At 73.6% G+C, this 25411-nt stretch carries 21 protein-coding genes; 17 read left to right on the plus strand and 4 right to left on the minus strand.

Translation table 11 applies throughout. From position 1 onward, the window contains the following. Window positions 1-133: 133 nt before the first annotated feature. Window positions 134-712, plus strand: a complete 579-nt coding sequence (locus ACZ6RT_RS13555; RefSeq protein ID WP_470153815.1) for a nucleotidyltransferase family protein — start codon at window positions 134-136, stop codon at window positions 710-712. 7 nt (window positions 713-719) lie between these two features. Here the strand turns inward: ACZ6RT_RS13555 and ACZ6RT_RS13560 are convergent, their stop codons facing one another. Then, complete coding sequence (locus tag ACZ6RT_RS13560) at window positions 720-1613, minus strand: endonuclease/exonuclease/phosphatase family protein (RefSeq protein WP_399192197.1); 894 nt, start codon at window positions 1611-1613, stop codon at window positions 720-722. A gap of 180 nt (window positions 1614-1793) precedes the next feature. Here ACZ6RT_RS13560 and ACZ6RT_RS13565 point away from each other — a divergent pair, with 180 nt between their 5' ends. From ACZ6RT_RS13565 to ACZ6RT_RS13595, 7 genes are all read left to right on the plus strand, one after another. Beyond that, window positions 1794-2834, plus strand: coding sequence for an LLM class F420-dependent oxidoreductase (locus ACZ6RT_RS13565; protein WP_399192196.1), 1041 nt, complete (start codon window positions 1794-1796; stop codon window positions 2832-2834). Window positions 2835-3086: 252 nt separating this feature from the next. Further along, on the plus strand, window positions 3087-4181 hold the full coding sequence (locus ACZ6RT_RS13570; RefSeq protein WP_399192194.1) for a M24 family metallopeptidase: 1095 nt from the start codon (window positions 3087-3089) through the stop codon (window positions 4179-4181). Window positions 4182-4206: 25 nt separating this feature from the next. Next, the gene (efp, locus tag ACZ6RT_RS13575) at window positions 4207-4767 is read left to right on the plus strand and encodes an elongation factor P (protein ID WP_344896737.1); all 561 of its coding nucleotides are present in this window, start codon (window positions 4207-4209) and stop codon (window positions 4765-4767) included. Beyond that, window positions 4767-5177, plus strand: a complete 411-nt coding sequence (gene nusB / locus ACZ6RT_RS13580; protein ID WP_344896740.1) for a transcription antitermination factor NusB — start codon at window positions 4767-4769, stop codon at window positions 5175-5177. The genes efp and nusB overlap by 1 nt, the downstream gene beginning before the upstream one ends. Before the next feature lie 99 nt (window positions 5178-5276). Next, window positions 5277-6035: a class I SAM-dependent methyltransferase gene (locus tag ACZ6RT_RS13585; RefSeq protein ID WP_470153655.1), complete on the plus strand. Its 759-nt coding sequence runs from the start codon at window positions 5277-5279 to the stop codon at window positions 6033-6035. A 55-nt stretch (window positions 6036-6090) separates the two neighbouring features. Next, complete coding sequence (dinB, locus tag ACZ6RT_RS13590; protein ID WP_470153816.1) at window positions 6091-7311, plus strand: DNA polymerase IV; 1221 nt, start codon at window positions 6091-6093, stop codon at window positions 7309-7311. A gap of 147 nt (window positions 7312-7458) precedes the next feature. Beyond that, the gene (locus tag ACZ6RT_RS13595) at window positions 7459-7881 is read left to right on the plus strand and encodes a DUF3040 domain-containing protein (RefSeq protein WP_344896746.1); all 423 of its coding nucleotides are present in this window, start codon (window positions 7459-7461) and stop codon (window positions 7879-7881) included. Between the two features lie 344 nt (window positions 7882-8225). Here ACZ6RT_RS13595 and ACZ6RT_RS13600 read toward each other — a convergent pair whose 3' ends face one another. From ACZ6RT_RS13600 to ACZ6RT_RS13610, 3 genes are read right to left on the minus strand one after another with little or no spacing between them, the layout of a single operon-like run. Then, window positions 8226-10688: a transglutaminase TgpA family protein gene (locus tag ACZ6RT_RS13600; RefSeq protein ID WP_470153657.1), complete on the minus strand. Its 2463-nt coding sequence runs from the start codon at window positions 10686-10688 to the stop codon at window positions 8226-8228. Then, the gene (locus ACZ6RT_RS13605) at window positions 10685-11941 is read right to left on the minus strand and encodes a DUF58 domain-containing protein (protein WP_470153659.1); all 1257 of its coding nucleotides are present in this window, start codon (window positions 11939-11941) and stop codon (window positions 10685-10687) included. The genes ACZ6RT_RS13600 and ACZ6RT_RS13605 overlap by 4 nt, the downstream gene beginning before the upstream one ends. Next, window positions 11938-12927, minus strand: coding sequence for an AAA family ATPase (locus ACZ6RT_RS13610; RefSeq protein ID WP_399192293.1), 990 nt, complete (start codon window positions 12925-12927; stop codon window positions 11938-11940). The genes ACZ6RT_RS13605 and ACZ6RT_RS13610 overlap by 4 nt, the downstream gene beginning before the upstream one ends. A 481-nt stretch (window positions 12928-13408) precedes the next feature. On the opposite strand from ACZ6RT_RS13610, the gene mraZ reads away from it, so the two are divergent. The 9 genes from mraZ (at window position 13409) to ftsW (ending at window position 25397) form a co-directional block, all read left to right on the plus strand. Further along, window positions 13409-13840, plus strand: a complete 432-nt coding sequence (gene mraZ / locus ACZ6RT_RS13615; protein ID WP_344896758.1) for a division/cell wall cluster transcriptional repressor MraZ — start codon at window positions 13409-13411, stop codon at window positions 13838-13840. A 316-nt stretch (window positions 13841-14156) separates the two neighbouring features. After that, the gene (gene rsmH / locus ACZ6RT_RS13620) at window positions 14157-15092 is read left to right on the plus strand and encodes a 16S rRNA (cytosine(1402)-N(4))-methyltransferase RsmH (protein ID WP_399192291.1); all 936 of its coding nucleotides are present in this window, start codon (window positions 14157-14159) and stop codon (window positions 15090-15092) included. Between the two features lie 82 nt (window positions 15093-15174). Next, a complete protein-coding gene (locus ACZ6RT_RS13625) occupies window positions 15175-15588 on the plus strand; it encodes a hypothetical protein (RefSeq protein WP_399192183.1) in 414 nt (137 codons plus the stop codon). 1147 nt (window positions 15589-16735) lie between these two features. Beyond that, window positions 16736-18466 carry a peptidoglycan D,D-transpeptidase FtsI family protein gene (locus tag ACZ6RT_RS13630; RefSeq protein ID WP_470153817.1) on the plus strand — a complete coding sequence of 577 codons (1731 nt, stop codon included), beginning with the start codon at window positions 16736-16738 and terminating at the stop codon, window positions 18464-18466. Window positions 18467-18507: 41 nt separating this feature from the next. Continuing rightward, window positions 18508-20052, plus strand: coding sequence for a UDP-N-acetylmuramoyl-L-alanyl-D-glutamate--2,6-diaminopimelate ligase (locus ACZ6RT_RS13635; RefSeq protein WP_399192179.1), 1545 nt, complete (start codon window positions 18508-18510; stop codon window positions 20050-20052). Between the two features lie 12 nt (window positions 20053-20064). Further along, a complete protein-coding gene (locus tag ACZ6RT_RS13640) occupies window positions 20065-21462 on the plus strand; it encodes a UDP-N-acetylmuramoyl-tripeptide--D-alanyl-D-alanine ligase (RefSeq protein WP_470153662.1) in 1398 nt (465 codons plus the stop codon). Continuing rightward, entirely contained in the window at window positions 21459-22517 is a 1059-nt protein-coding gene (gene mraY / locus ACZ6RT_RS13645; RefSeq protein WP_344896777.1) for a phospho-N-acetylmuramoyl-pentapeptide-transferase, read from the plus strand. Before ACZ6RT_RS13640 ends, mraY begins: the two co-directional genes overlap by 4 nt. A 148-nt stretch (window positions 22518-22665) precedes the next feature. After that, entirely contained in the window at window positions 22666-24090 is a 1425-nt protein-coding gene (locus ACZ6RT_RS13650) for a Mur ligase family protein (RefSeq protein WP_399192289.1), read from the plus strand. After that, window positions 24087-25397 carry a putative lipid II flippase FtsW gene (gene ftsW / locus ACZ6RT_RS13655; protein WP_399192175.1) on the plus strand — a complete coding sequence of 437 codons (1311 nt, stop codon included), beginning with the start codon at window positions 24087-24089 and terminating at the stop codon, window positions 25395-25397. Before ACZ6RT_RS13650 ends, ftsW begins: the two co-directional genes overlap by 4 nt. Window positions 25398-25411: the final 14 nt, after the last annotated feature.

Raw genomic sequence — 25411 nt, forward strand, 5'->3', positions numbered from 1 at the left:
CGCGGCGCGGGAGCGCGGGGGGCCGGCGGGCACGCGACCGGCCGACGTGACCGGCACGACCGGCACGACCGGGTCGGCCGGGTCGGCCGAGGACGCCCGGGAGGCCGGGAGCTCCGAGGACGCCGGGGAACGGGTGAGCGTGGGCCTGCTGCTGGCCGCCGGGTCGGGCTCGCGGCTCGGCACCCCCAAGGCGCTGGTGGAGTTCCGCGGGGAGCGGCTGGTGGACCGGGGGGTCAGGGTGCTGCGCGAGGGCGGCTGCCGGTCCGTGATCGTGGTGCTCGGGGCCGCCGGTACGCGGGTGCCGGGTGCGGTCACCGTCCACAATCCGGAGTGGGCCTCCGGGATGGGCTCCTCGCTGCGCACCGGCCTGGAGGCGGTCCCCGGCACGGCCGCGCACGTGGTGATCGCCCTGGTGGACCAGCCGTTCGTCGGGCCGCGGGCGGTGCGGCGGCTCATCCGGGCCGCCGGGCGGGGCGCCTCGGTCGCCGTGGCCACCTACGCGGGGGAGCGGCGCAACCCGGTGCTGATCGCCAGGGAGCACTTCGCGGAGGTCGCCCGGCTCGCGACCGGCGACGCCGGTGCCCGCCCGTTCCTGCGGGCCCGTGCCGGGCTGGTCGTCGCGGTGCCCTGTGACGACGTCGCCGACCCCGCCGACATCGACACCCCCGCGGACCTGGCCGCCCTGCGGGCCCGCTCCGGCCCCGCGACCTGACAGGCGGTCAGGTGCCCAGCCGCAGGGAGGCGACGGCGGCCCGGTGGTCGCTGCCCGCGGCGGGTTCGACGCCCGCGCTGGTCGCGGTCATCCCCCGGTAGAGGATGTGGTCGGGCCGGGTGACCGGGAAGGCGGCCGGCCAGGTGAACCCGAACCCCCTGCCGGCCTCCTGCTGGGCGTCCGAGAGCGGCGGCACCAGGCCGGTCCGCTTGCGGTCGGTGGTGGCGGTGTTGAGGTCGCCGAGCAGCAGCAGGCGCGCGCTGTCGTCCTTGTCGATCATCCGGCGCGCGTAGGCCAGGGTCTCGTCGCGCTGGCTCGTCCGGCCGGGCCGGGCCGAGGCGAGGTGCATGACGTAGACGGTGACCCTGCCCTTGGGGGTGACGACCACCGCGCGCAGCGCGCGGGCCCAGTCCAGGCCGATGTCGGCCTTGCGCGCCTCGGCGATCGGGAAGCGGCTCCACAGGCCGACCGTGGCGATCCGGTAGCGGTGCGGGAAGCGGGCGTTGAGCTCCTCGGCCGCCGGGCCGCCCGCGGTCAGCTCCTGCGCCGCGACCAGGTCACGCCCCCTGGAGACCGCCCGTACGGCGTCGGCCGAGTCACCGTTGGTCGCGCCCACGTTGATGGTGGCGACCGACAGGTCGCTGGGGCCTCCGGGCGGGGTGCGCAGGAACGCCGGGCCGAACATGACCCCCCACACGGTCGCCGGGAGCAGCGCCGCGCAGATCACCTGCCAGGACCGGGTGGCCAGCGCGCAGACCAGCAGGACCGGCACGGCCAGGCCGAGCCAGGGCAGCAGGCTCTCCAGCACGGGGGTGAACCCGCCCAGCTCGGGCAGGAGGCGATGCCCCCCGAGGGTCAGCGCCAGCGCCCCCGCCGCCACGACGATCGATTGCCTCAGCACACCGCTCCTCGTCCGTTCCCGCCGGGTTCCGCCGGGGTCGCCCTACCCCGGAATGCGTAGGCTACCGGCCCGGAGGCGGTGGCGCGGGGCTTGGTGTGCGGGCGGTGAGTCGATAGCCTTTGTTGCCGAGACAACGGAACAACATTCGGTTTTGTCGTGCTGCGGAAGGACGATCCCACCATGCGCATCGGTATGGCCCTGAACTACTCCGGAGGGTTCAAGGAGACGGTGGCCGCGCTGGCCGACTACGAGAGGGCGGGCCTCGACATCGTCTTCGTCGCCGAGGCCTACAGCTTCGACGCGGTCAGCCAGATGGGGTACATCGCCGCCAAGACCGAGCGGCTGCAGATCGCCTCCGGCATCCTGCCGATCTACTCCCGCACCCCGGCCCTGCTGGCCATGACCGCGGCCGGCCTGGACTACGTCTCCGACGGCCGTTTCACCCTGGGGCTCGGCGCCTCGGGACCGCAGGTCATCGAGGGCTTCCACGGCGTCCCCTACACCGCCCCGCTCGGCCGTACCCGCGAGGTCATCGAGATCTGCCGCCAGGTGTGGCGGCGCGAGCGCGTGACCTACGACGGCAGGCACTACACGATCCCGCTCCCGGCCGACCAGGGGACCGGCCTGGGCAAGCCGCTGAAGCTCATCAACCACCCGGTCCGCGACCGCATCCCGATCGTCGTCGCCGCCATCGGCCCCAAGAACGTCGAGCTGTCCGCCGAGCTCGCCGAGGGCTGGGAGCCGATCTTCTACGTCCCGGAGAAGGCCGCCGACGTCTGGGGCGCCTCCCTGGCCGCGGGCAAGGCCAGGCGGGACCCGGCACTGGGCGAGCTGGACGTGATCGCCCAGGCGCCGCTGGCCATCGGCGACGACGTCTCGGACTGGCTGGAGCTGGGCCGCCCGATGGCCGCCCTCTACATCGGCGGCATGGGCGCCAGGGGGAGGAACTTCTACAACGACCTCGCCCGCCGGTACGGCTACGAGAAGGAGGCGGAGCAGATCCAGAACCTCTACCTCGACGGCAGGAAGGACGAGGCCGCCGCGCTCGTCCCGGACGAGCTGCTGCACAGGACGTCCCTGATCGGCCCGGAGGGGCACGTCCGCGAGCGCCTGCAGGCCATGCGCGAGTCGGGCGTCACGACCGTCAACGTCAGCCCGCTGGCGCGCACCCACGAGGAGCGCGTCCGGCTGATCGAGCGGGTCAGGGAGCTCGCCGCCTGACCCCGGCCGTACGGCGTCCGGCGGGCCTCGCGCCGGGTCCCGTGCGAGAGGCCGGCCCCCCGCGCCCGGCCCTGAGCCGAGGCCCGTGCTCGCCCCCGCGTCCGGTCTCGCGCTCGGCCCCCGCGCCGGGCGGGGGACGGCCGCGCTGGCGCAGGAGAGGCGGGCGGGGGACGGTCGCGGTGGCGCAGGAGAGGCGGGCGGGGGACGGTCGCGGTGGCGACACGGGGCATGGCGGTCAATAGCATGCCTGGCATGACCGCCCTTCACGCCCGGCGCCGCGAGAACCTCGCCGCCCTGCTCCCCGCTCACGAGGCGGACGCGATCCTGGTCACCCACGCCGTGAACGTGCGCTACCTGACCGGCCTGGCCAGCTCCAACGCGGCCGTCCTGGTCCGGGCCGACGCCACCGCCACGCTGGCCACCGACTCCCGCTACATCGGCGCGGCCCGGGACGTCTGCGCCGACATCGAGGTGGTCGAGGAACGCGACGTCGCCGGCGCGCTGCTCGCCGGGTCCGGCCGGACAGGCGGCACCGGCGGCACCGGCCGGACCGGCATCGAGGCCGACCACCTGCCCGTCGCCGCCTACTTCCGGCTGGGAGGCGACCTGCTCCGCCTGTCGGGGACGGTGGAGTCGGTGCGCATGGTCAAGGACGAGGACGAGATCGGCCTGCTGCGCACCGCGTGCGAGCTCACCGACCGGGCCTTCGAGCAGGTGCTGCCCGGCCTGCGCCCAGGGGTGACCGAGAAGGAGATCGCCAGGGCGCTGGAGCGGCGGATGGCCGACCTCGGCGCGGACGGGCCCGCCTTCGACCCGATCGTGGCGAGCGGCCCCAACGGCGCGGTCCCGCACCACTCGCCCTCGGACCGGCCGCTGCGGCGCGGGGACCTGGTCACCATGGACTTCGGGGCCCGCCACCGGGGCTACCACGCGGACATGACCAGGACCGTGGCGATCGGCGAGCCCGCGGCCTGGCAGCGCGAGCTGTACGACCTGGTCCACGCCGCCCAGGGCGCGGGCCTGGTGGCCGCGCGGACCGGTGCCGCGCTGCACGAGGTGGACGCCGCCGCCCGCGACCTGATCGCCGAGGCCGGGTACGCGGAGTTCTTCGAGCACGGCCTGGGGCACGGCGTCGGGCTGGAGATCCACGAGGTGCCGTTCCTGTCTCCGCGACATCCGGAGCGGGACGCCGGGCACGCTAGACTAGAGGATCGAGTTCCGATCACCGTCGAGCCCGGGGTGTACCTGCCCGGCAGGGGCGGCGTGCGCATCGAGGACACTCTCGTGGCGCGCGACGGCGGGCCGGAGCTTCTCACACGGACGACCAAAGAGCTGCTCGTCCTTTAAGAGCGGCCGTACGCAGGAGAGATCAGTGGCGACGACGAACGACCTCAAGAACGGCCTTGTGCTCAAGCTCGACGGCGGCGAGCTCTGGGCCGTCGTGGAGTTCCAGCACGTCAAGCCCGGCAAGGGCGGCGCGTTCGTCCGCACCAAGCTCAAGAACGTGATGTCGGGCAAGGTCGTCGACAAGACCTTCAACGCGGGCGTGAAGGTCGAGGTGGCCAACGTCGACAAGCGCGAGATGCAGTTCTCCTACATGGACGGCGACGACTACGTCTTCATGGACACCGAGACCTACGACATGCTCCACGTCTCCCGGGTGGCGGTCGGCGACTCGGCCAACTACCTCCTGGAGAACATGCTGGCCACCGTGGCGATCAACGAGGGCAACGTCCTCTACGTCGACCTGCCCGCGGCCGTCGAGCTGATCGTCTCCGAGACCGAGCCGGGCCTGCAGGGCGACCGCTCCACCGGCGGCACCAAGCCCGCGACGCTGGAGACCGGCGCCGAGATCAAGGTGCCGCTGTTCATCACCACCGGCGAGAAGGTCAAGGTCGACACCCGCACCGGCGATTATCTCGGCCGCGCCTGATGTCGGCACGGGGTAAGGCGCGCAGGCGCGCGCTGGACATCCTCTTCGAGGCCGAGGCGCGGAGCGAGGACCCCAGGAACGTCCTGGCCGAGCGCCTGGAGCGGGCCGATCCGCCCGTCAACGAGTACACCACCACGATCGTCGAGGGGGTCTGCCGTCACCGGTCGCGCATCGACGAGCTGATCACCGCCTACGCCGAGGGCTGGACGCTGGACCGCATGCCCGCGGTGGACCGCAACCTGCTGCGCGGCGGCACCTACGAGCTGCTGTGGATGCCCGACGTCCCCGAGGGCGTGGTCATCAGCGAGTGGGTCAGCCTGGCGTCGGAGCTGTCGACCGACGAGTCACCGCAGTTCGTCAACGGCCTGATGGCCCGCTTCAAGCAGCTCAAACCCTCCCTGGCGCTCTAGCCGTGCCCGGCGGGGAGCCGTTCGCCCCGGCTCTCCGCCCGCACCGCGCGGGACGCGGCGTAGGCTGGACTCGTCACCGTACGAGGAGGCGATCTGAAGTTGCACGCCGTAGGCATCTCGCGGCAGGCGGGTACCCCGGCGGTCCGCACCGCGGTCGTGTGGGAGGCCCTGAGCGCCGTGCTGGCCGAGCGGGCGGTCGCCACGGGCCGTGAACGGCTGGACATCGTCGACGCCGGGGGCGGCACGGGCGGTTTCGCCGTCCCCCTGGCCGATCTGGGCCACTCCGTGACGGTCGTCGACCCCAGCCCCGACTCGCTCGCCGCGCTGGAGCGCAGGGCGGCCGAGACGGGAGTGCGGGTGCGCGCCCTGCAGGGCGACGCCGCCGACCTGGGAGAGCTGCTCCCTCCCGGGGACACCGATCTCGTGCTCTGCCACAGCGTGCTGGAGTACGTGGAGGACCCGGCAGGCGCGGTGACCGCCATGGCCGGGCTGCTGCGTCCCGGAGGCGTGATCAGCGTGCTCGCCGCCAACCCGCTGGCCGCCGCGCTGCACCGTTCCATCGCCGGCCGGTTCGACGAGGCCCGCGAGGTCCTCACCGACCCCGACGGCCGCTGGGGCGACCGCGACCCCACCCCCCGCCGCTTCACCCGCGAGAGCCTGGAGCTGCTGCTGGCCGCGACCGGCTTCACCCCCGGCGAGGTGCACGGCGTGCGGATCTTCGCAGACCTGGTGCCCAGCAGGGTGCTGGACGGCGAGCCCGGAGCCGCAGGCGCCCTGGTCGCGCTGGAACAGGCGGCTGCGGCGCACCCCGTCCTCCGCGACATCGCCACCCAGCTGCACGTCCTCGGACACCGGTGAACGCCGCATCGAACGAGTGTTCCCGTAGAATGACGTCGTGTCGAGAAAGCAGCAGATGCCGCGCCCCGGTCCGGCCCTGGGGTCGGACGACACGGGCTGCCCGATCCTGCACGTCGACATGGACGCCTTCTACGCCGGTGTCGAGCTGCGCACGCGCCCGGAGCTGCGGGGCAGGCCCGTCATCATCGGCCTGTCCGCGGGCCGCGGGGTGGTGCTCAGCGCCACCTACGAGGCCAGGGAGTTCGGGGTGCACTCGGCCATGCCCATGACCCGGGCCCGGCGGCTCTGCCCTCAGGCGGTGATCCTCCCGCCCAGCCGCGAGAAGTACGCCGAGGTCTCCCGGCGGGTCATGGAGATCTTCCAGAGCTTCACCCCCGAGGTCGAGCCCATCGCGTCCGACGAGGCGTTCCTGGACGTCTCCGGGGCCCGCAAGCGGCTCGGCCGCCCGGCCGAGATCGCCGCGATGATCCGCGAGCAGGTCGCCCGCGAGCAGGGCGTCACCTGCTCGGTCGGGGTGGCCCGCAACAAGTTCGTGGCCAAGCTCGCCTCCCGGCACGCCAAGCCCGACGGGCTGTTCGTGGTGCCGACCGACAAGGTGGTCGACTTCCTGCACCCGCTGCCGGTGGCGGCGCTGTGGGGCGTCGGGGAGCGCACCGAGCGCTCCCTGGCCCGGCTGGGCATCGCGACCGTCGGCGACCTCGCCGCGGTCCCGGTGGACACCCTGCGGCGCGAGCTGGGGCAGGCGGCGGGCGCGCACCTGGCCGAGCTCGCCTGGGGACGCGACGACCGCCCCGTCACCCCGCACACGCCGGACAAGAGCATCGGGGCCGAGGAGACGTTCGCCACCGACATCGACGACCCGGTGCGGATCCGCCGGGAGCTGCTCCGGCTGTCGGAACGGGTCGCGGCCCGGCTCCGGGGGGCTGGCGTCGTCGGCCGCACGATCAGCGTCAAGCTGCGCCGGGCCGACTTCACCACCCTGTCCCGCTCCCGGAGCCTGCACGACCCCACCGACGTCGCCAAGATCGTGTACGACGTCGCCTGCGATCTCTACACCGCCTCCGGCCTGGAGAACGTCCCGCTGCGGCTGGTCGGCGTGCGGTTGGAGAACCTCGGCCCGGCCGAGGGCGCGACCCGGCAGCTCGGTCTCGGTGAGCGCGAGACCGGCTGGCGGGAGGCCGAGCTGGCGATGGACCGGGCGACCCGAAGATTCGGCCGGGATGCGGTACTCCCGGCCTCCCTTATCCGCCCGCCGTTTGATGGAATGGAACCATGACGTCGCCTCCGGTTTGGACTACGTTGGACGTTTTCTTTCGTCTACGTCTACAGCCTCGTATTCTGGGGATAACCGACCGCGAGGTTCGGACACCCCGTGTCGTCCGTCACCGTCTTCCCCGTCCTGGGGCTGTCCTTGGGAGGCGCCGTGCCGCTCTCTGAGCACGAGCAGCGCTTGCTCGACCAGATCGAGCAGGCCCTCTACGCCGAGGACCCGAAGTGGGCCAATACCGTCAGGATCAGTGATCCGCGCAGCCACTACAGGCGTCGTCTGGTGAAGGCCGGAATCGGCTTCATCCTGGGCATCGTCCTGCTGATGGTCGGCGTAGTGATCAACAACGTCCCGCTCGGCATCCCGCTCGGCGTCGGCGGTTTCGTGGTCATGCTCGCCTCATGTCTGTGGGGCCTGTCGAGCTGGAAGCGGATGAACGGGTTCGGTGAGGCCGGTCCGGCCGCGCCGACCGATCAGCCGCCCGGCAGGGCAGGGGGCGGCGGCCGCAGGCCCGGCCCCCGCCAGAGCTTCATGGAACGCATGGAGGAGCGCTGGCGCCGTCGTCACGACGAGCGCTAGACCGCCGGGGCCGCCGCCGTCCGCGGCGGCGGGTCCCTCCCCGGTGACACTTCCCTTCCGTGCGCCCGGATCCGTCTCCCGCGTGCCCCGGCGACGGCCCGGCGATCTCCGGCGCCCCGCCGGCCCTCCGCGGCCGGCCGTCTTCGGGTCCGTGACCCTTCAGGTCCGGTCCCTCACGCCCCGTGACCCCTCGCGCCCGGTCGATTCCTCCGGCCCGCCGGGCGACCCCTCACGCCCGTGATCCTCCGCACCCGGCCGCGCCCAGGGGCCGGCCGTTCCCGGGGCGGGAACGCGTCCGGCCGTCCCCCGGACGGGGAACGGCCGGAGGTGATCCATGCCCGGGCTCAGGCGCCCTTCCTGGCCGGCCTGCGCAGCCGGATGTTCTCCAGCAGGTCGAACCCGTCCAGCACCCGCCCGCCCATCGCCCGCATCCGTAGGAGCGTCGAGGGGGGCAGCAGCACCGCCCTGATCCGCCTGCCGCGGGTCACGGTGGCCGCCAGCGCCCGCCGTACCCGGGACAGGTCCTCGCGGAGCGTGCCGACCTCCCCGCCGCTGCGGGCGTAGAGCATCCGCTCCACCGCGGCGGCGATCCTCGCCAGCGCGGCGGTGGCCTCCGGGTCGAAGGCGTACTGCTTCGCCAGCCGACGGGCCAGCGAGCGCGGGCTCTCGCTCGGCTCCCGCGCCATCCCGTAGTCGCACAGGGCGTCGTCGAGCTCGGCCCAGGCCGCCACCACCGCGGGCTCCCGGCGCCTCCCGTCCGGCGACGCGATCCCGGCCGGCCTCGGTCCCGGCGTCCCGACCGGCCCTTCGCCCCCGGAGGCCGGGACCGGCCCGGATGCAGGGACCGGCCGCGAGTAGGCCCTGCGGCGGCGGAGCCGCAGCTGCCAGCGGATCAGGCCGGGGATCAGCATGACCAGCAGCGCGACGGCCACCCCGATGCCGATCTTCGCGGCCGTCGGCACGCCCTCCTCGGGTGCGATCGGCAGGCCGCCCAGGTCGCGTTCGAGCATCCGGTCACGGCGGTTCGCCGCGGTCCCGCCCGGTCCGGTCGTCGAGTCGCCGGCCTCCGCCGACGGCGCGGCGCTCGGCTCGGCGCTGGCGGTCGGGGCCGCCTGCGGCCGGGTGTACTCCGGCACCGTGGCGCTGCCCTGACCGGCCCCGCCCGCCGGGGTCGGCTCGAAACGCAGCCACCCGGTCCCCTCGAAGTACAGCTCGGGCCAGGCGTGCGAGTCGTGGGTGCGCACCTGCCAGGCCCCCGCGACCCTGCCGCCGCCGGTGTAGCCGATGGCCACCCGGGAGGGGATGCCCAGGACGCGGGCGAGCACCGCCATGGAGGCGGCGAACTGCTCGCAGTACCCGGTGCGGTTACGGATCAGGAAGTCGGTCAGCGCCGGCCCGTCGTGCCCCTGGGTCGACAGGTCGTAGGTGAACCCGCCGTCCTCGGTGAAGAACTTCTGGAGCTGGATCGCCTGCTCGTACGGGCTCGCGCCGCGCTCGGTCACCCGGGTCGCCAGCTGCCTGATCTCGCCGGGCAGGTTCTCCGGGAGCGCCAGGTAGCGCTCGCCGATCGCCGCGGACGGCGGGCCCGCCGCCCTGAGCCGCTCCGCCGTGGACCTGGGCTCGGCGGTGATCACCCGGTACGACAGGCCCTCGGCGGTGTCGCGGGTGGAGAAGACCATCAGCGTGTCCCGGTCCGGCCGCCAGTCGCCCGCGGCCGTGACCCGGGCCGCCGGGTAGGGCAGCGGCAGGAAGCTCAGCCTCCTGACCTGGTCGCTCACGGCGACGTCGAGCATGGCCGAGGTGACCGACAGGGACGGGTTCTGGCCCGGGGGAGGCGGCATGGCGGCCTCGGACGTGCGGTCCTCGGGACGGCCCTTGGGTTCCGACATCGTCCACTGCTCGCCGTCGAAGACGTCGAGGGAGTACATCCGCAGGTAGCGCGAGTCACCGTCGCTGACCCGGTAGGTCAGCACCGTGGAGTTCTCCGGCAGCGAGAGCTGGCCGCGCAGGTTGACGATGGGGTTGGGGATGCTGACCGAGTTGCCGCCGCCCCTGCCGTTGCCCACGCCGAACGCGAACAGCGGGCTGGGCTCCAGGGTCGGCAGCAGCGCGGGCAGCAGGATGGCCAGCGCGACCGCGGTGAAACCGATGCGCTTGCCCGACAGCCGCAGCGGCCCGGCGTCGGAGGAGGCGGGACGGGCGGTCGTGGCGGCCGACGTGCGGCGTACCAGCACCGCCCGGCCCCAGTGGGTGACCCGCTCGCGGCCGTCGGCCACGAGCAGCCCCAGGTAGCCCGCGGCGCCGACGATGAACGCCGGCCAGCCGATCGGCTCGGCGACCACCGCGGCCGGGACGGTGAACAGCGCCAGCAGCGGCAGCCCGGCGAGCGCTGCCCTGTGCAGCCGCGCGGCCAGCAGGTCCACGGCGATCGCGATCACGCCGACGCCGCCGCAGGTGAGCAGGACGATGCCGGTGCTGTCGGGCACGGGGGCGGCGAACCGCTGGATGTCGGCGAAGCCCCTGGTCAGCAGCCTGGCCAGCTCCACCACCGAGTCCGCGGTGGGCACCACCCTGCCCCAGGCCTCGTCACCGGCGAAGGTGGCGGTGAGGTAGATCCACGTGGCGAACACCTGCACCGGCGTCACCAGCCAGCCGGGCAGCGCGTAGTACCCGGCGGCCGTGCCGATCCCGGCGACCACGAGGACGGCCCCCAGGCTCGCCCAGAACCAGTCGCCTCCCTGGAAGAGGGGATAGAGAGCGATCGCGACCGCTCCCGTGGCCATCCCCGAGGCGATGGGAAGTCTCATGTGTCACCTCTGCTCGCTGCGAATGGGCCGCGTCGCGCGGCCTCCTGCCAGACGCTCACGACGGAGGCGCCCGCGGCCAGCCGCACGACGCGCCAGCCCGTCCCGGCGAGGATCGCCCGCGCCGCCTGGAACTCCTCGTTCTCGCCCAGCTCGGGATGCTCCCATCCCGACACGTCCAGCATCACGGCCACGCCGGTCACGTTGCCGCGCCTGGCCCTGGCCAGTTCCTGGGCCTGCTCCAGGTCCAGGTAGCCGAGCACGGCCACGATCAGGCCGTCGCCGCCGCCCTGGCGCAGCGCGCCGACGCCGAACTCCAGCGACCGGGCGGTGCCGGCCCGTACCACGGCCAGGGTGTCCAGCAGGGACCGGCTCAGCCCGCTGTCGGTGAGGTGCTCGGCCCCCTGGTCGGTGATCAGCCGCAGGCCGAGCCCCTCGTGGGCGAGGTGCACGCCGATGGAGGCCGCGGCCGAGACCGCCGCCTCGAACGACGAGCGCGGGCCCTCGCCGCGGTGGGCGTAGCGCCGGGTGTCCAGCAGCAGCGCGCCCCTGCTCTGCCACTGCTGTTCCTCGCGCCGCACCATCAGCTCGCCGCGCCTGGCGGTGGAGCGCCAGTGCACCCGCCGCAGGTCGTCCCCCTGGCGGTACTCGCGCGGCGCGACGTCGTCGTCCCCCGCCGCCGCCACGCTCCTGGTACGGCTCTCGCCCCCGCCGCTCCACTCGCCGGCCAGCCGCACGTGCGGCAACGCCACCACCTGGGGCGTCACCACCAGGGTGTCGGTGATGGTGAAGGCCCTGGTCAGCTCGACCAGGCCGAACGGGTCGCTGATCCGGATGGCCAGCGGCCCGATGGTGAACCGGCCGCGCAGGTCGGAGCGGACCCGGTAGTCGATCTCCCGGACGCCCTTGGCCTCCACCCGGTCGAGGACGAACCTGGGCCGGGCCCCCAGGGCGTACGGGACGGTGTCCTCGATCATCAGCAGGCCGGTCGGCAGCCGGGTGACGTTCTCCAGGCGCAGGGTGACGGTGGCCTCGCTGCCCACCTCGGCCCGCGGCGGGTCCAGGCGCCGCGCGCAGCTCAGCCGGTAGCGGGTCCGGGCGACCACCATGGCGGCGAGCAGCGGCAGCGACAGGATCAGCACGCCGATCCTGAGCAGGTCGTGCTCGCCGAGGATGAAGGCGCACAGCAGCGCCGCGACGCCGGACGCCAAAAAGGACCGGCCGCGGGCGGTGAGCGCCTTGAGGCCGGAGGTCACCGCGGCTGGGCCTCGGGAACGGGCACCCGGCGGACCAGGTCGGCGATCACCTGCTCGGGCGGGCGGCGCTGTCCCTGGGCCTCGACGCTGGGCAGCAGCCGGTGCGCCAGCACCGGGACGCACAGGTCCTGCAGGTCGTCGGGGATGACGTAGTCGCGGCCGGCCAGCGCCGCGTGCGCCCGCGCGGCCCGGACCAGCTGCAGGGTGGAGCGCGGCGAGGCGCCGAGCCTCAGGTCGGGGGACTGGCGGGTGGCGGTCACCAGGTCGATCGCGTACATCTTGATGGGCTGGGAGACGTAGACGCCGCGCACCGCCTCGATGAGCGCCTTGACCTCCTCGGTGGTGGCGACCGGCTCCAGCTTGTCCAGCGGGGAGGCGGCGCCGTGCACGTCGAGCATCTCCAACTCGGCGGACGGGGCGGGGTAGCCCATCGCGATCCGGGCGGTGAAGCGGTCGCGCTGCGCCTCGGGGAGGGGATAGGTGCCCTCCATCTCGATGGGGTTCTGCGTCGCGATCACCATGAAGGGGGAGTCCAGCCGGTAGGTCGCCCCGTCCACCGTGACCTGGTGCTCCTCCATGCACTCCAGCAGGGCCGACTGGGTCTTCGGCGAGGCCCGGTTGATCTCGTCGCCCACCACGATGTTGGCGAACACCGGGCCGGGCTTGAACTCGAACTCCATGGTCTGCTGGTTGTAGGCGCTCACCCCGGTGATGTCGCTGGGGAGCAGGTCCGGGGTGAACTGCACGCGGCGCACGGGGCAGTCGATGGACCTCGCCAGCGCCTTGGCGAGCATCGTCTTGCCGACTCCGGGGACGTCCTCGATGAGAAGGTGGCCCTCGGCGAGCAGTACGGTCAGGGTCAGGCGGACCACGTCGCTCTTGCCCTCGATCACCGATTCGATCGACTCACGGATCCGGTGCGCGGTGACGACGAGATCATCAAGCTGCGGTGAGACGTCATGGGTTACTGCCACCCAGGCCTCCATGAAGGTGCGGCGGTTGCGCGCCGGGGGGTTCTGTCGCGGGACCTTTGCGATCCCCTTGCTCATTCTGTTTACCGACACTACGGTGCCGCGCGGACCGGCGGCGACTTTATCTGGTCATCAGGGATGATTCCGGGTGAATGGCCACAGTGTGTCCCATCCTCATCCCGATCCTGTGCGGATGACGTGCCGGTCCCGTGACGGATCGGGCGTCCGTTTCGGCCCCCGTGGTTCTCCTCTGGTCTACGAGCATTTCATGATCTTTGAGCTATTGGACGGTGTTTACGACACGCCCGCGGCCTATGTCGGGGCGCCAACCCCCTCCACTCCACCCCACCCCATTTGAACTGGGGAAATGTCGGTGAAACCCGCCGCGAAGAGGCGTGGAATCAGTTGACGGTGGAGAGAAGTGGAGTATGGTGGTGCGCAGTGGAGGGCAGGGCTGCGATGCCTGGCGCTCCGCTGGGCACGGGAGGTGAGGCCGATGTTCCTCGGCACCCACCACCCGCGTCTCGATGACAAGGGACGGCTGTTCCTGCCGGCGAAGTACCGTGAGGAGCTGGCGGAGGGTCTGGTGATCACCAAAGGCCAGGAGCGCTGCCTCTACGTCTTTCCCGTAGAGGAGTTCCAGCGCATAACCGAGGCTCTGCGCACCGCGCCGGTGACCGCCAAGGCGGTCCGTGACTACAGCCGCGTCCTGTTCGCCAGCGCGTCCGACGAGGTCGCCGACAAGCAGGGCCGGATCACCGTTCCGCAGGCCCTGCGTGAATACGCCAGCCTGCGCCGCGACTGCGTGGTCATCGGGGCCAACACCCGGCTGGAGATCTGGGCCGAGGATGCCTGGAGCGCCTATCTGGCCGACCAAGAGCAGGCTTTTGCCGATCTGTCGGAGGAGGTGCTGCCAGGGATTCTGTGACTCCACGGTCGACTCATCGGTGAAAACGTCGTTCGGCGAGGTCTCCACCCGCAACCACCTGCCCGTCAGCTGATGCACCTTCCCCGGTGTCAGGTGACGGGACGACACGCGGGTGCGGATGGGGACCTGGCCGGACGGCCCCGAGGGTAGGGGCCGGTTTCGACAGGCCGGTGAGGGCCCGCCGCACGTCCGCGGACGGGGCGGGAAACAAGGGGGTTGGCGCTTCATGCGCGCCGAGAACGACAGTCATGATCTGCATTCGCGCGGCCACGATCTCCAGCGCGATCCCCAGGCGCCGCCGGGCCACGTCCCGGTGATGCTCGACCGGGTGCTGGAACTGCTGGCCCCGGCGCTGAACAGGCCGGCCCCCGTGCTCGTCGACGCCAACCTCGGCCTCGGCGGCCACGCCGAGGCGCTGCTCGCCGCCCATCCCGCGCTCCACCTGATCGGGATCGACCGCGACCCCACCGCCATCGAGCGCTCCACCGCCCGGCTCGCCCCGTACGCCGACCGGATCACGCTGGTGCGCGCGGTCTCCGACGAGCTGGCCGAGGTGCTGGCCGACGCCGGCCGGCCGCGTGTCGACGCCGCCCTGTTCGACCTGGGCGTCTCCTCCCCGCAGCTGGACGAGGCCGAGCGCGGCTTCGCCTACTCCTACGACGCCCCGCTGGACATGAGGATGGACCGCGACCAGGAGCTCACCGCCGAGGTCGTGGTCAACACCTACTCCGCCCCCGAGCTGATCCGGATCCTGCGGGATTACGGAGAAGAACGATTCGCCCCGCGTGTCGCGAACCTAATCCTCAAGGAAAGGGCCAGAGAGGCCATAACGTCTACCAAGCGGCTTGCGGAGATCGTCCGGACGGCGATCCCGGCCGCGACCCGCAGGACCGGGGGCAACCCCGCCAAAAGGACTTTTCAGGCGTTGCGAATCGAGGTGAACGCGGAGTTGACGGCGCTGGAACGCGCGCTCCCGGCCGCGCTCGACGCACTGACGCTGGGCGGGCGCGTCGTCGTGCTCGCCTACCACTCCCTCGAGGACCGGCTGACCAAGCAGGTCATCACCGCGCGGACCCGGGACACCGGCCCGGCGGGACTCCCCGTCCCGCTGCCGGCCCACCAGCCGCGGTTCGCGCTCCTGACGAGGGGAGCCGAGCTTCCGAGCGAAGAGGAGGTGGCCCGCAACCCGCGGGCGGCCTCTGCCCGGTGTCGGGCGGCAGAGAGGATCCGTGAGGCAGTTGACGAGGAGTGAGACAGACGTCCGACGCGCCGCGCCCAGCCGCGGTGCCCGTCCCGCGCGCGTCCCCCGCGCGACGCCCCGCGGACGCCGGCCCGTGCCGGCCGCGGCCGGTCCCGTCGCGAGCCCGGCCACGCCGGTCCAGGCGGCGCCCGCCGCCGGGCGCCGGCGGGCGCCGAGGGCTCCCTTCCTGCTGCTCGTGGTCGGCCTGCTCTGCGGGGGCCTGGTCAGCCTGCTGCTGCTGAACGCCGTGCTCGCCAAGGACTCCTTCCGGGCCAGCGAGCTGCGCAAGGACATCAACGAGCTGCAGCTGGCCAGGGAGCAGAAGGAGAGCGTCAACATGCGCCTGGAGATGCCGGGCGTCCTGGCGCGCAACGACGAGAACCAGGGCGAGCAGCCGGACTGGGACACCGCACGCGTCATCATCCCCGGCAGCTCCTCGGGCGAGGTCGCCGGTGACACCCGCGCGCCCGCCGGACGGGAACGAGTGCCGGGCCCGGCCGGTGAGTGAGAGCGGCGGACGCAATCCCGTGCCGGGGCGCGACGATCCCCGGGGCGGGGCGGGCGGAGGCTCCGGCCGCCGGTCCGGCCGTCCGGGCGCGCCGAACGTCCCGGGCGTGAGCGGTTCCGGCGGCCCCCGCCCGGTGGAGGGTCCCCCCGGACCGTCCCCGGCGGGCAGGCCGGGTCCCGCGGGCAGGTCGTCCGCGGGCAGGACCTCCACGGGCAGGCCGTCCGCTTCCACGGGCAGGCCGTCCGCGGACCGCTCGTCCGGACGGGCCGCCAAGGGCAGGCCCGCGCCGGGGGAGGGGCCCGAGCAGACCGGCAGGCCCGGCCCGGCCGGGAAGGCGTCCCCGGCGGCCGGGCCCGGCGGGGCGGCCGCGGGGCCGGGAAAGGCCTCCGGTGCCCGCCAGGGCGCCGCACGGTCCGGCAGGAACGGTCCGGCGGCCCGGCCCTCGGCGGCACCCGCCCGGCCTGTCGTGCCTCCGGGCCCGGCCGCACGACAGCCGGGCTCCGCGAGCTCCGCGGGCTCGGGCAGGGGGGCCGTCACCCCGCCGGGCCCGGCCAGGACGGGCTCGCCCGCGTCCCCGGGCGGCCCGCGCACGCCCGGGAAACCCGAGAAGCCCGGCAGGTCCGGCGCGCCGGGATCTCCCGCAAGGGGACCGGCCGCCCAGGGCGGCTCCGGCGCGTCCGGCAGGCAGAACCCCACCGGCAGACCGGGGGCGGCGGGCAGGCCCGGCCCCACCGGCAGGCAGACGCCCACCGGCAGGCCGGGACCGGCCGCCAGGCCGTCCGCCTCGGGCTCGCCGGGCAGGACCGGACGGCCGGAGGGCCGCCCGTCGGCGCGTCCCGACCGGGGCGGCGCCTCCGGGACCCCCGGCAGGCCGGTCAGGCCCCCCGCAAGGCCGGGGGCCGCCGAGACGACGGGCAGGCCGGTCCGTCCCGGGCCGCCGGGCGGGCCCGTCCGGCCGGGGAGTCCCGAGACGACGCGCAGGCCGCCCGGGGCGGAGCCGCGCGGCCCGGTGCGGGTCCCGCGCGCGGACGAGCCGCCCCCGTCCGGAGGGGCGCGTCCCGGTGCCCGCGGTGAGCGCCCGCGCGCGGGCGGGCGCGGTGGCGGCCCGGGTGGCAGGCCGCCCCGGCCTCCGGCGCGCCCGGTCGCGGTGCTGCGCCTGGGCAACCCCCGCCGGCGCATCGGCATCGGCCTGATGGTGATGACCTTCGTGCTCTCCATCTTCGCCGGGCGGCTGATCCAGCTGCAGGGCCTGGACTCCAAGGTCTACACGGCCGAGGCGGCCAAGCAGCGCGTCCAGGAGGAGAGGCTGCCCGCCAGGCGGGGGTCGATCACCGACGTCAAGGGCCACGAGCTCGCGCTGACCCTGGAGGCGCGCGAGATCTTCGTGGACCCCTCGGAGATCTCCGACGACAGGCGCGACCAGGTGGCCACGATCCTGGCCAAGGAACTGAACACCACCAAGGAGACGATCCTCGCCAAACTGGCCGATCGCACCAGCCGCTACCAGCAGATCGCCGCGGCCGCCGACCCGGCGGTCGCCCAGCGGATCATGGCGCACGACCTCAAGGGCGTCGGCAGCAAGCACCGCTACCGCCGTGACTACCCCGGCGGCGACCTGGCGGGCACCCTGCTGGGCTTCGTCGGCACCGACGGCACCGGGCTGGCCGGGCTGGAGAGCACCTACGACAAGCTGCTCGCCGGACGCGACGGCAAGCAGATCATCGAGACGGGCCGCCAGGGGCAGCGCATCCCGATGACCCGCAGCACCCTGCAGGCCCCCATCGAGGGCAGGGACGTGCGGCTGACCATCGACCGCGACGTCCAGTGGGCCGCGCAGAAGGTGATCGCCGAACAGGTCGAGGCCACCGGTTCCCGTACCGGCAGCGTCATCGTGATGGACGTGCCGACCGGGCAGGTCGTCGCCATGGCCAACGCGCCCGAGCTGGACCTGGGCAACTGGATGGCCGCGGCCGGCGCCGACCGGGTCAACCGGTCGGTCACCGACGTGTTCGAGCCGGGCAGCACCAACAAGGTCATCACCGCGGCGGCGGCCCTGGAGTCCGGGGCGGTGCGGCCGGAGACCCCGTTCACGGTCCCCGACCAGATCCGGTGCGCCGACCAGGTGCTCAAGGACTCCCACCCGCACCCCGTCGAGCGGCTGACCTTCTCCGGCATCGTGGCGACCTCCAGCAACGTGGGCACCATCCTGGCCACCCAGCGGATCGGCGACGAGAAGCTCCACTCGATGCTGCAGCGCTTCGGGTTCGGCACCCGGCCCGGCACCGGCCTGCCGGGGGAGGAGGCCGGGCTGCTGCCCGACTGGAAGGACTGGTCGGGCAGCCAGCGCTGCACGATCGCCTACGGCCAGGGCGTCTCGGTGACCGCGCTGCAGACGGCCAGCGTCTACCAGACCATCGCCAACGGCGGGGTGCGCGTCACGCCGCAGGTGGTGGCCGGGACCACCGGCGAGAACGGCGCCTTCACGGCGTCCCCTCCGGCCGAGCGGACCCGGGTGATCAGCGAGCGTACGGCACGGGAGGTCTCCGCGATGCTGGAGGCCGCGGTGAGCGAGGGCGGCACCGGCAACCTCGCCTCGATCGACGGCTACCGGGTGGCGGGCAAGACCGGCACCGCGATGCGCTACGACACCAGGTGCCAGGGCTACTGCGGCTACACCGCGACGTTCGTCGGCTTCGCCCCGGCGGACAAGCCCAGGCTGGTCGTCCTGGCGGTCCTGCAGGACCCCCAGGAGGGCCACTACGGCGGTGAGATCGCCGCCCCGGTCTTCAAGAGGGTGATGACGTTCGCGCTGAAGAGCGGGAAGATCCCGCCGACCGGAACCCGGCCGTCCCCGGTGCGGATACGCGCCGGGGAGTGACGAGTGAAGGTACGCTCTCCGCCGTGCGTCCCCCGTCGTCCATGCGACCCTCAAACAGTTCACCCCGCCCGCTCTCGGGGCTGGCGAGCCTCATCGGCGCGCCCTCGGGCACGTCGCGGGCACCGCTCGCCGCCGTCCGCGGGGTCACCATCGACTCCCGGCGGGTGTGCCGCGGAGACCTCTACGTCGCGCTGCCCGGGTCCGCGGCCCACGGCGCCGACTTCTCCGCGCAGGCCCTCGCCGCGGGTGCCGCCGCGATCCTGACCGACGAGGCGGGACGGGCGGCCGCGGTCGCGACCGGCCTGCCGGTGCTCGTCGTGCCCGACCCCCGCGCCGTGCTCGGGCAGGTCTCGGCCTGGGTGTACGGCAACCCCGCCGCCGACGTGACGGTCATCGGGGTCACCGGGACGAGCGGCAAGTCCACCACCGGGTTCCTGCTGGAGGCCGGGCTGCGGGCCGCGGGGCACCGGGCGGGCCTGATCGGGGGCGTCGAGATCCACGTCGGCGAGCTGCACTTCCCGCCGGGCCTCACCACGCCCGAGGCCAGCGACCTGCACGGCCTGTTCGCGCTGATGCGCGAGCAGGGCGTCACCGCCGCGGCCATGGAGGTCTCCAGTCACGCGCTGGCGCTGGGCCGGGTGGACGGGGTCTTCTACGACGTGGCGCTGTTCACCAACCTGTCCCAGGACCACCTGGACTTCCACCGCGACCTCGACGACTACTTCGCGGCCAAGGCCCGGCTGTTCACCGCCGCGATGAGCCGGGTGGGGGTGGTCAACATCGACGACGCCCACGGGCGCGCGCTGCTGGACATCGCCGAGATCCCGATGACCACCTTCTCGGCCCAGGGATCGCCCGAGGCCGACTGGAGGGCCCTGGACGCGAGCCTGGGGCCCGAGGGCGGCGTCTTCCGGGTGGTGGGCCCCGGCGGCGTCGAGGAGGCCGTGTCGATCAACCTGCCGGGTCCCTTCAACGTGGCCAACGCGCTGGGCGCGATCGTCGCGCTGGTGGAGGCGGGGGTGCCGCTGAGGGCCGCGGTGGCCGGCGTCGGGTCGCTGCCGGGCGTTCCCGGCCGGATGGAGCGGGTCGCCGGTGGCGAGGACTTCCAGGTCATCGTGGACTACTCGCACAAGCCGGGCGCGGTCGAGTCGGTGCTGTGCTCGCTGCGGGAGATCACCAAGGGCCGGATCATCATGGTGCTCGGCTGCGGGGGTGACCGCGATCGCGGTAAACGCCCAATGATGGGAGAAGCCATCGCAAGGCTCGCAGATGTGGCTATTCTCACCAGCGACAACCCCCGCTCCGAGGATCCGCTGCGGATCCTGGCCGAGATGATGGACGGAGTTCTCGGTGTGCCCCGGGACGGGCGCGCACATGTGATCATTGAGCCGGACCGTGCCGCGGCCATCGACCTGGCCGTCGGCCGGGCGGGGTTCGGGGACGTCGTCGTCGTGGCCGGCAAGGGTCACGAGCAGGGCCAGTACGTCGGCGACCAGGTGCTCCCCTTCGACGACAGGCAGGTCGTGGCCGAGGCGATCGTCAGGCGCAGGAACCGCACCGGGCGCCGAAGCACGTATGGAGAGTAGGGAAGAAGCATCATGATCCCGTTGCCGCTGGCGAGGATCGCCGAGATCACCTCGGGGGCCCTCGCGGGCATGGCCGACCCACGCGCGGTGGTGCGCGGCCCGGTCGTCATCGACTCCCGCGCCGTCGAACCCGGGGCGCTGTTCGTCGCGATCAGGGGTGAGCGGGCCGACGGGCACGACTTCGCCGCGCGGGCCGTCGAGGCGGGCGCGGTCGCCGTACTGGCTTCCCGGCCGGTCGACGCCCCCGCCGTCGTCGTCGGCGACACCGTGGCGGCCCTGGCCTCGCTGGCCACCGCCGTCTGCGCGGACCTGCCGGCCGTCACGGTCGTCGGCGTCACCGGCTCGGCGGGCAAGACCACCACCAAGGACCTGCTGGCCCGCCTCACCGCCAGGATCGGCCCGACGGTCGCGCCGGTCGAGTCGTTCAACAACGAGATCGGCCACCCGCTGACCGTGCTCAAGGCGGGCGAGGACACCCGGTACCTGGTGCTGGAGCTCAGCGCCAGGAACGCCGGGCACATCGCCCACCTGGCCCGGATCGCCCCGCCGAGCATCGGCGTGGTCCTCAACGTCGGCACCGCGCACCTGGGCGTCTTCGGCAGCAGGGAGGCGATCGCCCGCGCAAAGGGCGAGCTGGTCGAGGCGCTGCCCGAAGACGGCGTGGCCGTGCTCAACGCCGACGACCCGCTGGTGGCCGCGATGGCCGGGCGCACCCGCGCCCGCGTCACCTGGTACGGCCGGGCGCGGGACGCGCACGTGCGGGCCGAGAACGTCACCGTCGACGACCGGGGCCGCGCCTCCTTCACGCTGCGCACCCCCTCCGGCGCCGCCCCGATCGGCCTGCGGCTGTACGGCGAGCACGCCGTGCAGAACGCGCTGGCCGCCGCCGCGGCCGCCTACGAGCTCGGGCTGCCGGTCGCCACCATCGCCGAGGAGCTGTCGGAGGCCGAGCCGCGCAGCCGCTGGCGGATGGAGGTCACCGACCGCGCCGACGGCGTGACCGTGGTCAACGACGCCTACAACGCCAACCCCGACTCCATGCGCGCGGCCTTCGCGGCGCTGGACGCGCTCGCGGGCGGACGGCGCCGCTTCGCCGTCGTCGCCGCCCTGCGCGAGCTGGGCGAGGAGAGCGACGCGCTCAACGAGGAGCTGGGCCGCCTGGCCGGTGGCGCGGGCCTGGCCGGCCTGCTGGTCGTCGGCCCCGACGCCGAGCCGGTGCTGGCGGGCGCCCAGGCCGCCGTACGGGACACCGGGGCGGCCACCCGGGTCGCGCACGCGGCCGACGTGACCCGTGCGGGCGAGGAGCTGGCCACGCTGCTGGCGCCCGGAGACGCCGTGCTGGTCAAGGGACCGCGCGCGGCCGGCCTGGAACGGGTGGCCGCGGCCCTGCTCGGGGGTGACCGCCGATGAGGGAGATCCTCGTCGCGGCCGCGGTGAGCCTGGTGCTGTCCATGCTGGGCACGCCGCTGGCGATCCGGCTGTTCTCCCGGCGCGGTTACGGGCAGAGCATCCGGGAGGAGGGGCCGTCGGGCCACCACGACAAGCGCGGCACCCCCACCATGGGCGGCACGGTGATCGTGATCGCCTCGCTGGTCGGCTTCGCCTGCGCCCACCTGTACAGCCTCACCCCGCCCACGGCCTCGGCCGTCCTGGTGCTGTTCCTGATGACGGGGCTGGGCGCGGTCGGCTTCCTCGACGACTTCATCAAGATCTACAAGCAGCGCAGCCTGGGCCTGCGGAGCGGTGCCAAGGCGCTGGGCCAGCTCGTCGTGGGCGCGGTCTTCGCGGTGCTGGTGACCCGCTTCCCGAACGAGTACCTGATCACCCCGGCCGAGACGCGGCTGTCGTTCCTGCGGGACTTCGGCCCCTCGATCGGCATCGTCGGGTTCACCATCTGGGTGCTGATCATGATCGTGGGCTTCTCCAACGCGGTGAACCTCACCGACGGACTGGACGGCCTGGCCAGCGGCGCCACCGGCGTGGTGCTGGGCTCGTACGTGCTGATCGGCAACTGGCAGCTGCGCAACAGCTGCACCACCCAGCTCGGCCCCAACTGCTACTGGGTGCGCGACCCGCTGGACGTGGCCGTGGTGGCCGCGGCCGTGCTCGGCGCGCTGGTCGGCTTCCTGTGGTGGAACGCCCCGCCCGCGAAGATCTTCATGGGCGACACCGGGTCGCTGGCCCTGGGCGGCGTGGTCGCCGGTCTGGCCATCACCACCCGGACCCAGCTGCTGCTGATCATCCTCGCCGGCCTGTGCGTGCTGATCACCATGTCGGTGATCATCCAGGTGGGCTTCTTCAAGATGACCGGGAAACGGGTCTTCAGGATGGCCCCGCTGCAGCACCACTTCGAGTTGTCGGGCTGGGCGGAGACCACCATCGTGGTCCGCTTCTGGCTGATCGCCGGCCTGTGCGCCGCCGCCGGGCTGGGCCTGTTCTACGTGGAATGGATGCCCAAGCTGTGAACGGCGTACCGGAGAACGGCGACCCGGCGCACGGCGCCCGGATGAGCGGCGCCCGGGTGAGCGGCGGCGTCACGGTGGACGCGGCGCGGGGCGTCCGGTGATCTGCGTCGCGGGCCTGGGCGTCTCGGGCGTCGCCGCCGCCCGCGTGATGGCCGCCCGGGGCGAGAAGGTGGTCGTCCTGGAGGGCAGGGACGGCGAGCGGGCCAGGACGGTCGCCGCCGAGCTCGCCGCGCTCGGTGTCGAGGTCCGCTTCGGCGAGCCGGCCGAGCCCCCGCCGGGCACCACGACGATCGTCACCACCGGCTGGCCCCCGCACCACCCGATGCTCGCCGCCGCCGCGGCGGCCGGGATCGAGGTGATCGGCGAGGTCGAGCTGGCCTGGCGGCTGCGCCCCGAGGGGGCCGCCCCCTGGCTGGCGCTGACCGGCACCAACGGCAAGACCACCGCGGTCCGGATGCTCACCTCGATGCTGCTGGCCGCCGGGCACCGCGCACTGGCCGTCGGCAACGTCGGCACCCCGGTGGTGGAGGCCGTCGGCGGGCCGTGCGAGGTGCTGGCGGTGGAGCTGTCCAGCTTCCAGCTGCACCGCTCGCCCGGCATCGCCCCGCTGGCTGCCGCGGTGCTCAACGTCGCGCCCGACCACCTGGACTGGCACGGCTCCATGGAGGAGTACGCCCGCGTCAAGGGGGAGATCTTCGCCCGGGCCGGGACGGTCGTGTACAACGCCGACGACGAGTGGGCGACCAGGCTGGCCGCGCCGTACCTGACCGCGCCCGGCACGGCCGTGAGCGCGACCGGGCCCGCGGCGGTGCCCGGGTCCGCGACGGTCCCGGCGACGGTGCCCCCGGGCGTGCGGAGCGTGGGCTTCACCCTGGGCGTCCCGCGTCCCGGGCAGCTCGGCGTGGTCGAGGACCTGCTGGTGGACCGGGCGTTCACCGCCGACCCGGTGACCGGCGCCGAGGAGCTGGCCTCGTTCGGCGACGTCCGCCCGCTCGCGCCGCACAACGTGGCCAACGCGCTCGCCGCCGCCGCCCTGGCCAGGGCCTACGGGGTGCCCGCGGACGCGGTCCGGCGCGGCCTGCTGGACTTCGTGCCCGACCCGCACCGGATCGCGCACGTGGCCAGGGTCGCCGGGGTGGACTACGTGGACGACTCCAAGGCCACCAACCCGCACGCGGCCGCCGCGTCGCTGGCCGCCTACCCCTCGGTCGTCTGGGTCGCCGGAGGGCAGCTCAAGGGCGCCGACGTCGGCGAGCTGGTGCGCCGGGCCGCGCCCCGGCTCCGCGGAGCGGTGCTCCTGGGCGTCGACCGCGGACGAATTCGCGAGGCTCTGGCGCGACACGCCGGGAATGTTCCGGTGGTGGAGGTGGCCGGGCAAGACACTGGGGTCATGGATCGCGTCGTCACCGAAGCCGCCAGGCTCGCCGCCCCCGGAGACACCGTGCTGCTGGCCCCGGCCGGTGCCTCCTGGGACATGTTCACCGGATACCCCGCCCGAGGGGAGGCGTTCGCCAGGGCCGTGCACCGCCTCGCCGGGACCGGCACCGGGACGGACGGCGGACCGCGGGCGTGAGCGCGACCGCGCACGAGAGGGCGGCGCAGGAGAAGACCGCGCACGAGAAGGTCCCCGGCCGCCCCGACGGGTTCCGCGAGCACCTGACGGCCCTGCGCGAGATGCTCGACCGGCCGCTGACCTCGTACTACCTGATCCTGGGGTGCAGCGCGCTGCTGCTGGTGCTGGGCCTGATGATGGTGCTGTCGGCCTCCAGCATCGAGGCGCTGCAGGAGGTGGGCGACCCCTTCTACTGGTTCTTCAAGCAGTCGATCTCGGCCGCGCTCGGCCTGCCGCTGATGTGGATCTGCGCGCACCTGCCGCTGCGGTTCTTCCGGCTCGCCGGGTACCCGCTGATGGTGCTCTCCCTGCTCGCCCTGGTGCTGGTGCTGTTCGTCGGCACCTCCCAGCTCGGCGCCCAGCGCTGGATCGACCTGGGCCCGATCTACCTGCAGCCGTCCGAGCCCGCCAAGCTCGGGCTGATGCTGTGGGGGGCCGACCTGCTGGCCCGCAGGGCGCGGGGCGGCCTGATCGAGTGGCGCAGCCTGCTCATCCCGCTGATGCCGGGCACCGCGATCCTGGCCGTCATGGTCATGCTGGGCAGCGACCTGGGCACCACCCTGGTGCTGATGATGATCTTCCTGTCGCTGCTGTGGGTGGTGGGGGCGCCGCTGAGACTGTTCGGCGGCATCCTCGCGATGGCCGTGCTCGCGACCGTCGTCATGATCACCACGGAGGGCTACCGCTGGGACCGGGTCACGGGCTGGCTCGACCCGTGGGGCAACGCCCAGGGATCGGGCTTCCAGGCCGTACAGGGGCAGATCGCCATCGGCAGCGGTGGCTGGTTCGGCCTCGGCCTGGGCTCCAGCCGGCAGAAGTGGAGCTGGATCCCGCACGCCGAGAGCGACTTCATTTTCTCCATCCTCGGCGAGGAGCTCGGCCTGATGGGCACGCTCGTCGTGATCGCGCTGTTCGGGCTGCTCGGCTACGCCGGGCTGCGGGTCGCCACCCGGGTCAAGGACCCGTTCGTCCGGCTCGCCTCCGTCGCCACGGTCGCCTGGATCGTCGGCCAGGCCATCGTCAACATCGGCGCGGTCATCGGCGTGCTGCCCATCACCGGCATCCCGCTGCCGCTGGTCTCCTACGGGGGGTCGGCGCTGCTGCCCACCCTGGCCGCGCTCGGCATGCTGCTGTCGTTCGCCAAGCACGAACCCGGCGCCCGCGAGGCGCTCGCCGCCCATGGCCCCGGACCGGTGGCGCGGGGCCTAAGCTGGCTTGGCCTGGGTGGTCCGGCCCGGAGACGATGGCCGGTCCGCGGACGACGATGAGCGAAAGGACCGAA

The organism is Streptosporangium sp. NPDC050148, assembly GCF_055586505.1.

What these genes read in the sequence shown, in the direction of transcription:
- ACZ6RT_RS13650 (WP_399192289.1), top strand. Translation starts at nt 22,666, where the DNA reads ATGGCCGCCCGGGGCGAGAAGGTGGTCGTCCTGGAGGGCAGGGACGGC.
- rsmH (WP_399192291.1), top strand. Translation starts at nt 14,157, where the DNA reads ATGCTCGACCGGGTGCTGGAACTGCTGGCCCCGGCGCTGAACAGGCCG.
- ACZ6RT_RS13570 (WP_399192194.1), top strand. Translation starts at nt 3,087, where the DNA reads ATGACCGCCCTTCACGCCCGGCGCCGCGAGAACCTCGCCGCCCTGCTC.
- ACZ6RT_RS13640 (WP_470153662.1), top strand. Translation starts at nt 20,065, where the DNA reads ATGATCCCGTTGCCGCTGGCGAGGATCGCCGAGATCACCTCGGGGGCC.
- ACZ6RT_RS13635 (WP_399192179.1), top strand. Translation starts at nt 18,508, where the DNA reads ATGCGACCCTCAAACAGTTCACCCCGCCCGCTCTCGGGGCTGGCGAGC.
- dinB (WP_470153816.1), top strand. Translation starts at nt 6,091, where the DNA reads ATGCCGCGCCCCGGTCCGGCCCTGGGGTCGGACGACACGGGCTGCCCG.
- ACZ6RT_RS13610 (WP_399192293.1), bottom strand. Translation starts at nt 12,927, where the DNA reads ATGGAGGCCTGGGTGGCAGTAACCCATGACGTCTCACCGCAGCTTGAT.
- mraY (WP_344896777.1), top strand. Translation starts at nt 21,459, where the DNA reads ATGAGGGAGATCCTCGTCGCGGCCGCGGTGAGCCTGGTGCTGTCCATG.
- ACZ6RT_RS13565 (WP_399192196.1), top strand. Translation starts at nt 1,794, where the DNA reads ATGCGCATCGGTATGGCCCTGAACTACTCCGGAGGGTTCAAGGAGACG.
- nusB (WP_344896740.1), top strand. Translation starts at nt 4,767, where the DNA reads ATGTCGGCACGGGGTAAGGCGCGCAGGCGCGCGCTGGACATCCTCTTC.
- ACZ6RT_RS13600 (WP_470153657.1), bottom strand. Translation starts at nt 10,688, where the DNA reads ATGAGACTTCCCATCGCCTCGGGGATGGCCACGGGAGCGGTCGCGATC.
- mraZ (WP_344896758.1), top strand. Translation starts at nt 13,409, where the DNA reads ATGTTCCTCGGCACCCACCACCCGCGTCTCGATGACAAGGGACGGCTG.